This window comes from Bradyrhizobium sp. TM233 (genome assembly GCF_036247965.1).
Classification (GTDB): domain Bacteria; phylum Pseudomonadota; class Alphaproteobacteria; order Rhizobiales; family Xanthobacteraceae; genus Bradyrhizobium; species Bradyrhizobium ottawaense.
In genome coordinates this window covers 504,370-520,152 of record NZ_BTIG01000003.1, presented here as the reverse complement: position 1 = coordinate 520,152, position 15,783 = coordinate 504,370, and the positions used below count along the sequence as shown (strand labels likewise).

Here is a 15,783-nt window from a genome sequence, read left to right as displayed (position 1 = left end):
TCAGCCGCGGCGCAGGGCGAAATGGGCGCCGCAGAATGCCATGACGGCGCCGAGGCACAGCGCGGCGAGCCCGGCCAGCACGCCCGAGACGGTCGGGACCGGGCTCGGCGCCGAGGCCACCTGGCCCGCGCCGGCGAGCAGCAGCACGCCGACCGCGATCAGGAACTGCCGCATCCGTTGCGGGATCTGGCCGTCGGCGGCGCTCTGCATCAGCGTCGCCGTGAAATAGCCGCCGGAGAAGCCGACCGTCGCGATCAGCCACCACGCGATCGCCGCGCCCGCCGGTATGAACTCATGCGTGTCGGAGCGCCAGAGACCGCCGAGGTCGAGCCCGTAGCGCGCGCCCAGCATGTGCACCGCGAGCGCGAGCAGCACGCCTGATATCACGGCGGCGCCGAGAATCAGGCGGCGCGGAAAAAAGATCGTCTCAGCCATGCCTCGCTTGTAGGATGGGCGAGGGCGATCGCGCAAGCGGATCGCAGACGGGGATTGATGATCGAGATGCAGGTTTCGGAAGCTGAGGCCACGCCGGTCACGAGCTATGCCTACAAGGCGTCGCTGATCGGCTCGGCGCATCGCTTCGAGCTGACGGAGCAGGGGCTGTCCTGGCACATCGGCGGCCGCACCTCGCTGTGGCCTTATGACGAGATCAGCGCGATCCGGCTGTCGTTCCGCCCGGTGTCGATGCAGCAGCACCGCTTTCGCGCCGATGTCAGTCACAGCAGCGGCCGCCGCATCGCGATCCTGTCGACGAGCTGGCAGACCGCGGCGCTGATGGCGCCGCAGGACAACGGCTTTCGCGCGTTCATGCTCGCGCTGCACGCCCGGATGGCGAAGGCGGGCAGCCGCGCGGTGCTGACGGCGGGGCTTGGCCGCACGGCCTATGCGGCGGTGCTGGCGTTCCTGGCGGTGCTCACGGTGGCAATGGTCGGCCTGTTGATCCGCGCCCTCGTGAGCGGCGAGTTCGCCGGCGCGCTGTTTATCCTCGGCTTTGCCGCGCTGTTCGCCTGGCAGGTCGGCGGCTTCGTGCGGCGCAACCAGCCGCAGAGCTATCGCTTCGATCAGGTGCCGAAAGCCCTGCTGCCCTAGACCGATCGCTACGACCAACCGCTACTCCGTGGAGTCGAAATCCTCTTCCTTGGTGCCGAGCAGCGAGACGAGCGTGCGCAGGCCGGAATCGAGCTGCTCGAAGGTGGGCGGCGCGAGCGCGAGGCGCACCGCATTCGGTGCATGGCCGTGGGCGATCGCGAAGGTGGAGGAGGGCGTCAGCGCGATGCCGCGCCTCGCTGCTGCTCCGACGAAGGTCTGCGAGCGCCAGTGTGAGGGCAGCGTCAGCCAGAGATGATAGGAGCGCGGATCGGCCGCGTGCTGGTAGCCGGACAGCAGCCTTGCGGCGGTCTGCTGCCGCCGCGCGGCGTCGATGCGCTTCAGCCGCGTCAGCTCGGCGACGGTGCCGTCGGCCATCAGCCGCTGCCCGGCCGCCAGCGCATGGCCGGAGGCGATCCAGCCGCCGGTGCGCACCGCGCTCATCACGCTCTCGCGCAAGTGAGGCGGCGCCACGAGGATGCCGAGCGCAAGGCCCGGCGCGACCTTCTTGGACAGGCTGTCGATCACGATGCAGCGGTCCGGGCCGAGCGCGGCGAGCGGCGTGTCGTCGGCGAGGAAGCCGTAGACGGTGTCCTCGATGATGGTGAGGTCGAGCTTTTCGGCGACACGCATGATGTCGGCGCGCCGCGTCGCGTTCATGGTGACGCCGAGCGGGTTCTGGATGATGGGCTGCAGATACAGCGCCGACAGATGCGCCTCGCGATGCGCTTTCTGGATCGCATCGGGACGCGCGCCGAATTCGTCCATTGGAATCGGGACCAGCGTGATGCCGAGCCGTGCCGCGATGCTCTTGACGTAAGGGTAGGTCAGCGCCTCGACGCCGCAGCGGCCGCCGGTGGGGACGAGCGCCGCGAGCGCGGCCGCGAGCGATTGCTTGCCGTTGGCGGTGAACACGATCTGCTCGGCCTGCGGCGCGAAATCCTTGCGCGCGAGATAGGCGGCGGCGGCATTGCGCGCGCTCTTGGTGCCGGTGCTGGTCGAGACGCGCAGGGCGGATTCGAGCGCCTCGACGCGCTCGAGCCCTGCAAGGCTCTTGGCGATCATCGCCCATTGCTGCGGCAATAGTGGATAATTGACCTCGAAATCGATCCGCGCATCGCGCGGCTCGCTCAAGGCCTCGACCTCGCGCCTGATGTCGCCGGAGATGAAGGTGCCGCGGCCGACCTCGCCGACGACGAGGCCGCGACGCAGCAACTCCGTATAAACCCGGCTCGCGGTCGAGACCGCGATACCACGGTCATAGGCAAAATTGCGCTGCGGCGGCAGCCGATCGCCGGGCCTTAACGTGCCGTTAGAGATATCCGAGGCAATGGCATCGGCAAGCTTCACGTACTCGAACTTGGACATTATTGCACCGAGAGCAATGTTTTACTTGCTCCGAGCAGTGTACTGGAGCATTTAAGTTCCATCAAGTTCCACGATTGAGCCGAGGTGAGCGAGAGCAATCCGACGGCAAATGAGGTGCAGACGCTGACGGCGTCGGCGCCAACGGCACCTGCTTCGCCGCGCGGGACAACAGGCCGGAGAAGAAACATGACCACGATCTCGCAAACTGCCGGGCGGAGTTTACGCCCATCCTCGACGGGCGGATTTTTTGCAACGCTCGCCCATGGCGCCTATGCGCTGTTCAACCGCCTCGAGCGCCGCTCGGCCGTCAAGACGCTGAACGAGCTCGACGACCGCGCCCTGCGCGACATCGGGATCACGCGCAGCCAGATCGAGGACGCCGTCTACGGGCAGGTCAAGGCCGAGCTGACGCGGTATCTGTGAGGCGAACTCTCTCGTGTCCCGGACGCGCTGCAACGCGTAAGCGTTGCTGCGCAGAGCCGGGACCCAGAGGGCCACAACGCGTGCTGCCACATGGGCCCCGGCCCTGCAGCGCACCGCTGAAGAAGCGCTGCGCAGCGTCCGGGGCACGAGACCTTTGTTCGATAGACATGGTTTGTCATCCTCGCGGCGCATCTCGCCCGAGCTTTGCTTGATCGCCTCACCCTCAATTGAAAGAGGGCGCAGGGAAGACCGGGCGCCGGCTGGCACCCGCGGTCCACTGTGCGAAAGGCAGTAGCGAAATCTGCACAGCGGCATACAGGTGTAGCCAGGACATCCGGCCTTCCCTGCGCAGTGGCTTTACGGCTTATGTCGTGCTCTCCCCGGGGAGCGTTGCACTATTGCCCCCGTCGCCTTGCGGATGGCTGACGCGCGGACCCGGTTGGGCCGCCACATCACCGCAACACTTGACGCACAGACCCCGGGCGTCAGGACCACACGATTTTGCCGTACGCGGATCACACCGGTCGTGTGCGCGAGGTCTTCGCTCACGGTTGCCCGCCCTGCAAAACCCTTCGCGCCGATGTGACCCACGTCCACCGCCGCCCGACCCGCGTTCGTGACGATCGCGATACGCCCCTCTTCCTTGGGCCGGGTTGTCGCGACACATACGTGATTTCCGAATTTCGGTAAAGTGGAATGTTTTTGGCGGCGTGGATTGACCTGCTGCTTGGTGTTTTGCCCGACGGGCAACGCAAGGGCTTGTTGTAGATGCGTAGGGTGGATTAGCCGAAGGCGTAATCCACCTCTTCTGCTTCCGCGGAGAGAGACAGTGGTGGGTTACGCCTTCGGCTAACCCACCCTACAAGACCGGACGCGACGCTCAATGCCTCACCACCAGCACCGAGCACTTGGCGTAGCGCACCACATGTCCGGCGTTGGAGCCGAGGAAATAGGTGCGCATTGCCGGCCGGTGCGAGGTCATCACGATCAGATCGGCCTTCATGTGCACGGCTTCTTCCAGGATCTCGTGGTAGATGCCGCCCTGGCGTACCACGCTGGAGATGCGGCTCGGCTCGATGCCGGATTCGCGCGCGACGATGGCGAGGGCTTCTTCCGAGGTCTGGCGCTGCTGCTCGTCGAAATCGGCCGGCACGTATTCGGCCAGCATCACCGGCGTCATCGGCAGCACGTTGAGCAGGCGCACCGCGCCACTCCAGGTCTGCGACAGCGTTGCCGCGGTCGCGATCGCCGGCTTGGCGAGATCGGTGTCGGCGAGGTCGATGGGCACGAGGATGGACTTGAACATCTGCGCCTCCAAATCTTCCAGTCAGCACGTTTTGCCGGCCGTCGGGATCATCCCGATCGAAGCAGCTTGGGACTGGTGAACAGCACCAGCTTGCCGCGGCGGTAGGCCACGTCTCCCCAATCCTTGACGTCAAAGTCGAAGATCGCAAGCCCCGCGGTGGGCAGATTATCGGCGAGCGCCCTGGCGCCGGCCGGATCGCCGCCGCCCATCAGCATCAAGGCGGCCTCGTGCATGCCGGGATTGTGGGCGACCAGCAGCAATTGCTTCGGGTCGGCCGGGGCGGTTGCGGTGCGAATGGAATCCAGGATCTGCGCAGGATCGGCGCCGTAGAGTTCCGGCAGGATCTCGACCTGCGGCGTCGGGACGCGGTCCTTCATCGCCTCCCAGGCGATGTCCCAGGTCTGCCGGGCCCGGACAGCGTGCGACACCAGCACGGTATCGGGGAAGGGCGGATGGGTGGCGATCCAGTCGCCGATCCGGGCGGCATCCTTGTGGCCGCGATCGTCGAGCCGTCGGTCCTGGTCACGGCCGCTCGGAGCGTCAGTCTCGGTCTTGGCGTGACGCAGCAGCATCAAACGGCGCATGGCATTCTCGAATCGTTACGGTCGCGGATAATGTACAGACGTGGGTGAGGACAAGGTGACAAGCGCCTGGTTGGTATAAACTAGAACGAATCGTCATCGCGCTTAAGGTTGTTATTTCGACCATGATCTGTTCGGAAAACCGCTGCACAGCTTTCCGGATCATGCTCTAAGAAAACGACATGAGCGAGACTTTCACAAGCGTGTCCCAGGAAGAAGCCGGCTTTCGCGACCGCGTGCGGCTGTCGTTCGATCTCGACGCCGACATCTGCGTCATCGGTGCCGGGCTTGCCGGGCTCTCCATCGCGCTGGAGGCGGCCCGGCTCGGGGCCAGTGTCGCGGTGCTCGAGGGCCGTCATATCGGCTGGAACGCCTCCGGCAACCAGCTCGGCACCGTGATGCCGGGCTTTGCGCTGCCGCTCACCGACCTGATCGAGCGCATCGGCTTCGAGGACGCGCGTGAATTGTGGACGCTGTCCAAGGAGGGGGCCGAGTTCGTCCGCGCCAACGCCACGGAAGAGAACATGCCGGGGATCGCCCCGAGCAACGGCGTGCTGGAGGTCTCCAACGTCGACGCCGGCGACCGTCTGATCAGCCGGTTGCAGATGCTGAACGAGGATTTCGACACCGAGGTCGAAGGCTGGCAGGTCGATCGCGTCCGCGAGGTGCTCAGGACCGATCGCTATTTCCACGGCGTGTATTATCCCAAAGCGTTCCAGGTCGACGGCCGCAAATATGTGCACGGCCTTGCGGCGCTGGCGCGGCGGGCAGGCGCCCGCATCTTCGAGGACACGCCGGTCGTCAGCATCGATCATTCCGGCATCCGCAAACGCATCGTCACGCCGTCGGCGCGTATGCGCGCGACCCACATCGTGCTCGCGGGCAACATCCATCTCGGCGCGCCGTTGCGGCGCCTGTCGGAGACGCTGCTGCCGGTCTGGCGCTATGCCGGGATCACCGCGCCGCTCGGCGAGCGCGTGCACGAGATCATCGCCTTCAAGGGAGCGGTGATGGATTCCGACGGCGTCGACCATTTCCGCATCGTCGACGGCGACCGGCTGATGTGGGAGAGCCCTGAGACCACCTGGGCCGCGCGTCCGCAGCGCTTTGCAGGCAGCGTCAGGCGGCGGATCCGCACGATCTTTCCGGAGCTCGGCAATGTCGAGGTCACTGATATGTTCGGCGGCGCCACCGGCCAGACCGTGCACGGCATGCCGCAGATCGGCCAGTTGCGCAAAGGCCTGTGGGTGGCGAGCGGGTTCGGCCGCCAGGGCATGAACACCTCCGCCATGGCCGGGCAGATGATCGCGCGCAGCATCCTGTGGGGCGATGAGCGCTGGAAGCTGTTCTCGCCGTTCGAGCTGGTCTGGGCGGGCGGCGCCACGGGGCGGGTCGCGGGCCAGCTGGTCGGGATCTGGGGCAGGGCGAGTTCCGCCGCCGCGGGCTCGCTCGCCCGCTACCGCGAACGTGCCAGGGTCAAGGACAGGGAGCGCGAGGCGCGTCTCGCCGAAGCCAATCGGGCCGCCGGCACCGGTCCGCGCCGCCCACCGCCCGGTGTCCGGCCGCGGCCGGCCCCACCGCCGAAACCTGCGGCCCAAGGGGAACAACAGGCCGCGGAACCGGCCTCGCATGATGGCGCCACCTCCCAATAAGTTGAGAGAAATTCCGCCCGGGAGTGTAACGTCGGCCGACAGAGCCCGTATCTCAGGGCGTGGAGCTCCCGCACGGAGAATGAGATGTTTGACCGCCGCATCCTGTTGACGACTGCCGCCGGCCTGTTCGGCCTTGGGGCCTTCCGCTGGCTGAGAGGAACGCCTGCCGAGGCTGGCGAGAAAGCCGCAGAGAAGTTCGAGATCACGAAGACGGAGGCTGAATGGCGCGCCCAGCTCACGCCGCAGCAATATGAGATCCTGCGCAACCACGGCACCGAGCGGCCGGGCTCCAGCCCGCTGCTGAAGGAGCACCGCAAGGGCACCTTCGCCTGCGCCGGCTGCGACCTGCCGCTGTTTGCCTCCGAGACCAAATTCGAGAGCGGCACCGGCTGGCCGAGCTTCTACCAGCCGATCGAGGGCAATGTCGGCAAGACCGAGGACCGGGCCTACGGCATGGTGCGCACCGAGGTGCATTGCCGGCGCTGCGGCGGCCATCTCGGCCACGTCTTCGACGACGGTCCGAAGCCGACCGGATTGCGCTATTGCATCGACGGTTTCGGTCTGGTCTTCCGCCCGGCCGCCGCGTCCGCGACGTAAGGAAGGCCCGGCAATAAATGCCGGTCCCGGCAATTGTGCCCCGGTCATCGGACCGGGGCTTTTTCATTAAGTCATTGATTTTCTGAGAATACCCGCATTGGCACAGCCCTTGCGACTGTCCCTTCCGACTGCGGCCATGGTCGACCGGCCGCCGAGATCGGATCTGGAGACAAAGTTATGGGTATCTTCGATGCAATGAACACCTCGGTGGGTGGCCTGCAGGCGCAGTCCTACGCGCTTCAGAACATCTCGGGTAACATCGCGAACTCATCCACCACCGGCTACAAGGGCATCGGCACCAGCTTCGTCGATCTCATTCCGGACGCCTCGGTGCCGAGCAAGCAGGTCGCGGGCGGCGTGACGGCCAACGCGAAGGCCACCATCACGACGCAGGGCACGATCTCGGGCTCCAGCGTCGCCACCAACATGGCGATCACCGGCGACGGCTTCTTCTCGATCCAGAAGGCGACCGGCGTCGTCGACAACGTGCCGGTGTTCAGCGGCGTCACCTATTACACACGGCGTGGCGACTTCCAGCTCAATGCCAACGGCAATCTGGTCAACGGCGCGGGCTACTATCTGATGGGCGTCACGGTCGACCCGAAGACTGGCAACCCGACCGGCAATGTGTCGAACGTCCTGAAATTCCAGAACAACTTCATCCCGGCCCAGGCGACAACCTCGATCCAGTACGCCGCGAACCTGCCGTCCCAGCCGAATACGGCGGCGAGCTCGACCGCGGCGAGCAAGACGCTGCTGGCGGCCGGTGGCCTGAACCCGTCCGATTTCGCCGCCAACCCGCTGATCGTCGGAACGCCGCCGCCGCCCTATACGAATGCGACGGTCTCAGGCGCAGCCGCCACCGGCAATCTGCGCTCGGCCTATACGGCGACGACCGCGACCGGCACGGTGACGCTGCTGGACAGCGCTTCGGCGGCGGCGACTAGCAACACGTCGCTCGATTCCGCCGTGTCTCCGCATCTCAACACCAGCCTGCTCACCAACCTGGCCGGCAAGTCGCTGACGGTCAACGGACAAACAATCAACTTCGACAACACCGTCTCGGGCGTCTCGACGGCCGCTGGCCCCCCGGTCGTCACCACGATTGGTCTGCAATCGCCCACCGCCGCAAAGATGTCGGATGTCCTCAACGCGATCGCGTCTGGAGCCGGCGTCCCCGCCGCCAACGTGACTTTGACCGCCGGCGGTAACATCCAGATTACGTCCAGCACCACGGCCGACGTCACGATCGGCGGCACTGCGGCAAGCTTGCTCGGCGTCAGCAGCGTGACGCGCGGTGGTAACGTGCTGTCCACCCCTGCGATTACGAGTGGTACACAGCTCGGTGGCACCGCGCAGCCCGGCGGCGCGGAAGTCCTCTCGACGCCCTTCGTGGCCGGCAACACGATCCAGGTCAACGGCACGGGACCCGCCAATACGATCACCTTCGTGGCCTCCGGTGCTACTCCTCCGAACCAGATCAACATCACCGACGACATCGCGACTCTGCTCAACCAGATCGACCAACTCAGCGGCGCGAGCGGCTCTTCGATCAGCAACGGCGTGATCACCCTGAGCACCGGTATCGCCAATCCCACCTTGACGGTGACCAGCAACAACTCCAGCGCCTTCGCTGCGCTCGGTTTCACGTCGTCCATCTCCAAGAACCGCGGCGGCGGCGGCACGGCCGGCACCGGCGGCGTGATCGGCAACGACATCGCCACGTTCACCAAGGAATCGATCAGCGGCGGTGCGGTCACCGCCTACAACGCTGCGGGCACGCCGGTGAACCTGCAATTGCGCTGGGCCAAGACCGACAGCGCGTCGCTGGGCACGGGTCATTCCGACACCTGGAACCTGTTCTACCAGACCGATCCGAATGCGACCGGCACGACGGTCGGCTGGGTCAACACCGGCCAGGCCTTCACCTTCGCTGCCGACGGCTCGCTGACCTCGCCGGCCGGCTCGGGCATCACCATCAACAACGTCAGCGTCAGCGGCCAGTCGCTCGGCTCGGTCGCCTTCAACATCTCCTCGGGTGGGCTGACGCAATATGCCAGCACCAGCGGCGCGGTGACCATCAACACCATCACGCAGAACGGCTACGCCGCCGGTCAGCTCCGCTCCGTCGCCGTCAACAACAGCGGCCTCGTGGTCGGCACCTTCTCCAATGGCCAGAACCTCAACCTCGCCCAGGTGACGCTGTCGCACTTCAACGGCACCAATTACCTCAAGGCGATGGACGGCGGCGCCTACGCCGCGACCGAACAGTCGGGCCCAGCGATCGACGGCGCGTCGGGCAGCATCAGCGGCTCGTCGCTGGAAGGCTCCAACACCGACATCGCCGACGAGTTCACCAAGCTGATCGTGACCCAGCAGGCCTATTCGGCCAACACCAAGGTGATCACGACGGCGAATTCGATGGTGCAGGATCTCCTGAACGTGTTGCGCTGACGGCGCGTGACGTAACCAAAGGCGGCCAGTGATATGGGTTTGAGTTCAGCCCTCGCCAGTGCGATGAGCGGTCTGCGTGCCAACCAGGCCGCGCTCTCGATCGTCTCCTCGAACGTCGCGAATTCGCAGACGCCGGGTTACGTCGTCCAGACCCCGAACCAGATCGAGGTCACCACCGGCGACTTCGGCTCGACGGCGATGACGACCGGCGTCAGCCGGGAGCTCGACACCTATGTGCTGAATCAGCTGCGCACCGAGACCGGCGGCAGCGGCTACGCCGACCAGATGGCCAACATCCTGAAGCAGCTTCAGAATGTCTACGGCACCCCGGGCAACAGCGGCACGCTCGAAAGCGCGCTGAACAAGTTCACCACGGCGCTGCAGGCGCTGTCGACCAGCTCGGGCGCCTCGTCGGCGCAAACCGTTGCGCTCGGCGCGGCGCAGGCGCTGGCGACGCAGCTCAACGTCACCACCAAGGGCATCCAGTCGCTGCGCTCCAACGTCGAGCAGGATCTCGGCAATTCGGCGCAAGCGGCCAACGCGGCCATGAAGCAGGTCGCCGACATCAACACCAGGCTGCAGGGCCTGTCGGCCAACGACCCCTCGGCCGCGACGCTGATGGACCAGCGCGACCAGGCTATCAACACGCTGTCGAAATATGTCGACGTCCGCGTCACCACCGACGGTTCGAACCAGGCCAACATCTACACCACGACGGGCATCCAGCTCGTCGGCGCCGGGCTCGCCTCGCAATTCTCCTTTGCTTCCGCCGGTGCGCTGTCGGCGACCTCGCTCTACAACATCGATCCGGCCAAGTCCGGCGTCGGCGCGTTCAACATCGTGCTGCCGAACGGCTCGAAGGTCGACGTCGTCGCCAACAACGTGGTCTCGTCCGGCCAGATCGCGGCCGATCTGAAGCTGCGCGACCAGACGCTGGTGCAGGCGCAGAACCAGATCGACCAGCTCGCCGCGACGATGTCGAGCGCGCTGTCCGACAAGACCACGGCCGGCAGCACCGTGTCCGGCCCGCCGGCCGGCTTCGACATCGACCTTTCCGGCGCGCTGCCGGGCAATACCGCCACCTTCACCTACACGGACGTGGCGACCAATACGAAGCGCCAGGTCACGCTGGTCAACGTCACCGATCCGGCGGCGCTGCCGCTGCCGAACGCGACCAACGCCAACCCGATGCAGATCGGCGTTGATTTCGCCAGCGGCATGGGCACGATCGCCTCCGTGCTCAACACCGCGCTCTCGGGCTCGCATCTGGCCTTCTCCGCGGCCCCTCCGCCGGCGACCGCCACGACGCTGCGGATCACCGACGACAACAGCGGCCTTGCCAAGCTCAATTCGGCCTCGACGAGCAAGACGATCTCGTCGCTGACCTCGGGCAATCCGCAACTGCCGCTGTTCACCGACGGCGGACAGGCGCTCTACACCGGCGCGATCACCGGTTCGGGCTCGCAGATGACCGGCCTTGCCGGACGCATTGCCGTCAACACGCAGCTGGTCGCCGACCCCACCAGGATGTCGGTGTACAACACCTCGCCGGTGACGCCTTCGGGCGACACGGCGCGTTCGGACTATCTCTACTCGCAGCTCACCTCGGGAGTGTTCTCCTATTCGCCAACGAGCGGTCTCGGCTCGGCGAGCCAGCCCTTCACCGGCAGTGTTTCGAACTATCTGCAGCAGTTCCTGAGCGTCCAGGCCAATTCCGCGACCCAGGCCACCCAGCTGCAGCAGGGCCAGGGCGTCGTGGTCTCGACGCTGCAGGCCAAGTTCGACTCGACCTCCAAGGTCAACCTGGACTCGGAGATGTCGAACCTGATCCAGCTCCAGAATGCCTACGCCGCCAACGCCCACGTCATGTCGGTGGTGCAGAGCATGATGAATACGTTGCTCCAGGCTCAAGTGTAACAAGTAACAGGGCTCTGAACCATGTCGATCAGCAGCATCAACTACTCTTCGTCGGTTCTCGGCTCGCAGATCCGCAACATCAATCAGCAGCTCACCGACCTGTCGACGCAGCTCTCGACCGGCAAGCTGTCGCAGAACTATTCCGGGATGGGCACCAACGAGGGCTTTGCGATCGCCGGGCGCGCGCAACTCTCCAACATCGCCGCCTATACCGACACGATCACCAACGTCAATGTCAGCATCAACCTCGCCAACACCGCGCTGCAGTCGCTGACCAAGATCCGCAGCACGGTGCAGACGGGCTCGGCCAACACCGCGCAGGATCTCAACGTCAACGGCCAGACCATCGCGCAGAACACCGCCGCCGCCCAGTTCGGCTCGATGGTCGGCGTGCTCAACACGCAGACGGGCAACCGCTATCTGTTCTCCGGAACGGCCATCAGCACGCAGTCGGTTGCGAATGCCGGCGACATCATCAACGGCACCACGACGCAGGCGGGCTTCAAGACCGTGATGGCCGAGCGCCAGGCCGCCGATCTCGGCGCCAACGGCATGGGCCGCCTGGTGCAGTCGCAGCCGACGCCGAGTTCGGTGCAGGTCTCGGAAGACGCCGCCGGGTCGCCGTTCGGGCTCAAGCTCAAGGCAGTATCCTCGACCCTGACGGGCGCGACCGTCACCGGCCCGAGCGGCTCGCCGGTGTCGTTCTCGGTCGATCTCAACGGCGTCAACCCGAACAATGGCGACAAGCTGAGCGTGCAGTTCACGCTGCCGGACGGCTCGACCGAGCAGATCGACCTGACCGCGTCGACGGCGACGCCGACGCCGCTCGGCAGCTTCGCGATCGACGCCAGCACCCCCGTCAATCCGACCAACACCGCGAACAACCTCAACACGGCGCTGAACACGGCGATCACGAAACTCGCCAACACCTCGCTGGTGGCGGCATCCGCGATCGTCGCCGGCGACAATTTCTTCAACACCGCGAGCTCTGCGATCGGTGCTCCCAAGACCAGCCAGGCGGGCCCGACCGTGCCGATCAGCGGCGCAACGGCGTTGTCCGGTACCAGCCCCACGGACTCGATCGCGCCGGGCTTCGTCGCCGGCGACACCATCACCGTCAACGGCACCACGCTGACCTTCGTGGCCTCGGGCGCGACCGGCAACCAGCTCAACGTCGGCGACAGCATCCAGACCCTGCTGAGCAAGATCGACGGCATCACGGGGACGTCGAAGCCGTCGACGGCCCATGGCGGCTCGATCACGATCAACACCGACGATGCGGCCAGCCTGAACATCACGAGCCCGAACACGAGCGCGCTGGGCTCGCTCGGTTTCAGCACGACGCCTGTGACCGCCACCCAGCCGCCGCTGCGCGTCGGCTCTTCGCCCGCGAGCTCGGCGACGACGCTGGTCAACGGCTCGGCCACCACCGTGAAGTGGTATCTTGGCAATGACGGCCCCGGCTCGGCGCGCTCCACCGCGATGGCGCGGGTCGACGATTCCGTCACGGTGCAGTACGGCGCCCAGGCGAACGAGGACGCGATCCGCCGGCAGCTGCAGGCGATCGCGGTGTTCGGGACCTTCTCGACCTCGCCGACCGGACAGTATTCGGGCGGGCAGGTCGCCGCGCTGAGCCTGCGCACGACCCAGGCGCTGACCCAGCAGCCCGGCCAGCAGCGCATCGAGGACATCCAGACCGACATCGCGATGGCCCAGAACACGATGAAGGATGCGAGCACGCGCCAGACCCAGGCCAAGGCGCAGCTCCAGACCATCATCGACCAGGCGGAATCGGCCTCGCCGGACGAGGTCGCGAGCCAGCTCCTGGCGCTCCAGAACGCCCTCCAGGCGTCCTACCAGGTGACCTCGAACCTGGCGCAGCTCTCGCTCGTCAAGTTCCTGTAAGGAGGCGTTAAGGCGCCGTTAACCATGCCTCTTTACCTCTTGGTGAGGATTGGAGCGGGGCGGAGCTGTCGATGTCGGACAAGATGCAACTGGTGGTGGCAACGCCCTGCTTCGGCGGGCAGGTGTCGAGCATCTATGCGAGCTCGATCTTCGCGCTGCAGCGCGCCGTGCACGGCATGTCGAATCTCGAGCTCAAGGTGCTGCTGCGCGACGGCGACGCGCTGATCACCCGGGCGCGGGCCAATCTGGTCGCGATGTTCCTGGACGATCCCAGGGCGACGCATTTCCTGTTCATCGACGCCGATATCGGCTTCAAGCCGGAGCAGGTGTTCCGGCTGATCGAATGCGGGGCGGATGTCGTCGCCGGCTGCTATCCGATCAAGCGGATCAACTGGGACAAGGCCGCGCGTGCGATCCAGTCAGGTCGGGCCGACGTGCCGGCCGCCTCGCTCGATTACGTGCTCGAGATCGAGGATCCCGATCGCATCGTCGTGGTCAACGGCTTCACCCGCGTGCGCTACGCCGGCACCGGCTTCCTGATGATCCGGCGCCAGGCGCTGGAGGCGATGTGCCGCCATCCGGACTACGCGGGCTTGCAGTTCTTCCGTGAGCATTCCCACGACACGCTGGCGGCGAGCCAGAACCGGTTTGCGCTGTTCGAATGCATGATCGACCCGGCGACCGGCACGTATCTTTCCGAGGACTTCGCTTTCTGCAAGCGCTGGACCGATATCGGCGGCGAGATCTGGGCCGATATCCAGAGCTCGCTCGATCACGTCGGACCGTCGGTATTCCACGGCGACATCGCCTCGCAATTCGCGCCGGCGCCCGCGGCGGCGGCCGATGCGGCGTGAGCCTTCCGGGATGAGCGCGGGCGCATCCCGTCTGTCAGGTCAGGAGCGCGCCCCCGACGGCGGCTCGCGTTATCGCCTGCGCGATCTCTTCACACCCCTGGACACGCTGCTCGTCTCCGGCGGCGATCCGCGGCTGGCGCTCGACGCCAGCGATCGCGTCAACGGTTATGGCTGCGCGGCTTCGCCGGAGCCGGAGATCTGGAATTTCGCCTCCTCGACCGCATCGACGATCTCGCAAATGGCCTACGACCGTGCCGCGCTGGCGCGCGAAGAGCTGATGCACAAGTGCCTGCTCGACGAGGTCGAGATCGCCTTCGATGCGCGCTGCGAGGACATGCGGGACGAGCTGCGCGGCCATCTCCAGCTCTCGCCGCGCGTCGACGTCGTGTTCTCGCCCTCCGGCACGGACTCCCAGCTCCACGCCCTGTTCCTGGCGCGTGTGTTGCTCGGGGCGCCGCCGGTGACGATCGTGGTCGGCGCCGACCAGACCGGAAGCGGGACGACCCATACCGCCCGCGGGCACCATTTCAGCTCCATGACGGCGAGCGGCCTCGCGGTTCGCAAGGACGGTGCGGTTGCGGGGCTCGCCGGCGCCAGTGTTGCGCTGCCGCTGCTCGGAACCGCGCCGGGGATTGCGATGCGCGCCGACATCGATGTCGCGGTGCTGCATGCGATCGAGGCCACGATCGCGCAAGGCGCGCCCGTGTTGCTCCAGATCATGGATGCATCGAAGCTCGGCTGGCGCGCACCGAGCGCGGCCTGTCTCGACGAGATCGCGCGGCGCTGGCCGCGCAAGGTGCAGATCGTCGTCGACGCCTGCCAGGCCCGCCTCGGCCGCCGCCGGCTGCGCTCCTATCTCGACCGCGGCTACATGGTGCTGATGTCAGGCTCGAAATTCTTCGGTGGGCCCGCCTTCAGCGGTGCGGTGCTGGTGCCGAAGGGCCTTTCGCGGTCGCTCGACCGGGCCGAGGGGATTGCGCCTGGTATCTTCGACTATGCCGGCCGTTGTGATTGGCCGGTGGCCTGGACGGCGCTGCGTTCGCGCTTCGAACGCCGTCCGAATTTCGGTCAATGGCTGCGCTGGGAAGCGGCGCTGGCCGAGATCGGCCGCTACTACGCCGTATCAGGGGCTTTCCGCGCCGAGGTGCTCGCCGAGCTCGCCGCCGGCATCGACAGCATGATCGCGCTGTCGCCGTCGCTTCGCGCCGTTCCATCCATGATCGGGACCGCCGACGCGGATGATGAGGAATTTGCACAAACCACGATCTTTCCGTTCATCCTGCTGCGCGACGGCCGGCCGGTCTCGATCGCCGAGACCGGAGCCGTTCATCGCGCGCTCGCGCATGACATGAACGAGGCGATCGGCGGCAGCGCGGCGGACCGGCAGGTCGCCGTGCAGCGCTGCCTGGTCGGCCAGCCGGTCCGGCTGGAGCGGCAGGGCGAGGCGCCGCAGGCCGTGCTGCGGCTCTGCGTCGGCGCACGGCTCGTGACCGAGGTCTGGTCGCCGGACATGGCGCAGGCGCAACGCAACGTGCAGGAAATTCTCGATCGCATCGCCCATGTGCTGGTAAAGATCGAGCTGCTGCTCGACCGTGGCGCGGTCGCGGCCGTCCCGGTAAACTCCGCGTTCGAGGTGTGAG

General features: G+C 66.3%; 13 protein-coding genes. 9 read left to right on the top strand and 4 right to left on the bottom strand.

Annotated elements, in window-relative coordinates; genetic code table 11:
- Window positions 1-435, bottom strand: coding sequence for a hypothetical protein (locus tag AABA86_RS09620; protein ID WP_271594853.1), 435 nt, complete (start codon window positions 433-435; stop codon window positions 1-3).
- 66 nt (window positions 436-501) lie between these two features.
- On the opposite strand from AABA86_RS09620, the gene AABA86_RS09615 reads away from it, so the two are divergent.
- Window positions 502-1,089: a hypothetical protein gene (locus AABA86_RS09615; RefSeq protein ID WP_338306730.1), complete on the top strand. Its 588-nt coding sequence runs from the start codon at window positions 502-504 to the stop codon at window positions 1,087-1,089.
- Window positions 1,090-1,110: 21 nt separating this feature from the next.
- Here AABA86_RS09615 and AABA86_RS09610 read toward each other — a convergent pair whose 3' ends face one another.
- Complete coding sequence (locus AABA86_RS09610) at window positions 1,111-2,454, bottom strand: aminotransferase-like domain-containing protein (protein ID WP_338306546.1); 1,344 nt, start codon at window positions 2,452-2,454, stop codon at window positions 1,111-1,113.
- Between the two features lie 186 nt (window positions 2,455-2,640).
- Between AABA86_RS09610 and AABA86_RS09605 the strand changes: the two genes are divergently transcribed.
- The gene (locus AABA86_RS09605; protein WP_212250511.1) at window positions 2,641-2,877 is read left to right on the top strand and encodes a DUF1127 domain-containing protein; all 237 of its coding nucleotides are present in this window, start codon (window positions 2,641-2,643) and stop codon (window positions 2,875-2,877) included.
- Window positions 2,878-3,757: 880 nt separating this feature from the next.
- On the opposite strand, the gene AABA86_RS09600 is transcribed toward AABA86_RS09605, so the two are convergent.
- Window positions 3,758-4,183, bottom strand: a complete 426-nt coding sequence (locus AABA86_RS09600; RefSeq protein WP_212250508.1) for a universal stress protein — start codon at window positions 4,181-4,183, stop codon at window positions 3,758-3,760.
- A gap of 47 nt (window positions 4,184-4,230) precedes the next feature.
- Window positions 4,231-4,767 (bottom strand): SixA phosphatase family protein, encoded by a 537-nt coding sequence (locus tag AABA86_RS09595; protein WP_212250506.1) that lies wholly within the window; start codon window positions 4,765-4,767, stop codon window positions 4,231-4,233.
- Between the two features lie 179 nt (window positions 4,768-4,946).
- Between AABA86_RS09595 and AABA86_RS09590 the strand changes: the two genes are divergently transcribed.
- From AABA86_RS09590 to AABA86_RS09560, 7 genes are all read left to right on the top strand, one after another.
- Window positions 4,947-6,416, top strand: coding sequence for an NAD(P)/FAD-dependent oxidoreductase (locus tag AABA86_RS09590; protein WP_212250503.1), 1,470 nt, complete (start codon window positions 4,947-4,949; stop codon window positions 6,414-6,416).
- 84 nt (window positions 6,417-6,500) lie between these two features.
- Window positions 6,501-7,013 carry a peptide-methionine (R)-S-oxide reductase MsrB gene (gene msrB, locus AABA86_RS09585; RefSeq protein WP_212250501.1) on the top strand — a complete coding sequence of 171 codons (513 nt, stop codon included), beginning with the start codon at window positions 6,501-6,503 and terminating at the stop codon, window positions 7,011-7,013.
- A 177-nt stretch (window positions 7,014-7,190) separates the two neighbouring features.
- Entirely contained in the window at window positions 7,191-9,467 is a 2,277-nt protein-coding gene (locus AABA86_RS09580) for a flagellar hook-basal body complex protein (protein WP_212250499.1), read from the top strand.
- A 33-nt stretch (window positions 9,468-9,500) separates the two neighbouring features.
- Complete coding sequence (gene flgK, locus AABA86_RS09575) at window positions 9,501-11,384, top strand: flagellar hook-associated protein FlgK (protein WP_338306545.1); 1,884 nt, start codon at window positions 9,501-9,503, stop codon at window positions 11,382-11,384.
- A 21-nt stretch (window positions 11,385-11,405) separates the two neighbouring features.
- Window positions 11,406-13,289 carry a flagellar protein gene (locus AABA86_RS09570; protein WP_338306544.1) on the top strand — a complete coding sequence of 628 codons (1,884 nt, stop codon included), beginning with the start codon at window positions 11,406-11,408 and terminating at the stop codon, window positions 13,287-13,289.
- A gap of 71 nt (window positions 13,290-13,360) precedes the next feature.
- A complete protein-coding gene (locus AABA86_RS09565; RefSeq protein ID WP_212250493.1) occupies window positions 13,361-14,143 on the top strand; it encodes a hypothetical protein in 783 nt (260 codons plus the stop codon).
- Complete coding sequence (locus AABA86_RS09560; protein ID WP_338306543.1) at window positions 14,133-15,782, top strand: hypothetical protein; 1,650 nt, start codon at window positions 14,133-14,135, stop codon at window positions 15,780-15,782. Before AABA86_RS09565 ends, AABA86_RS09560 begins: the two co-directional genes overlap by 11 nt.
- Window position 15,783 lies beyond the last annotated feature (1 nt).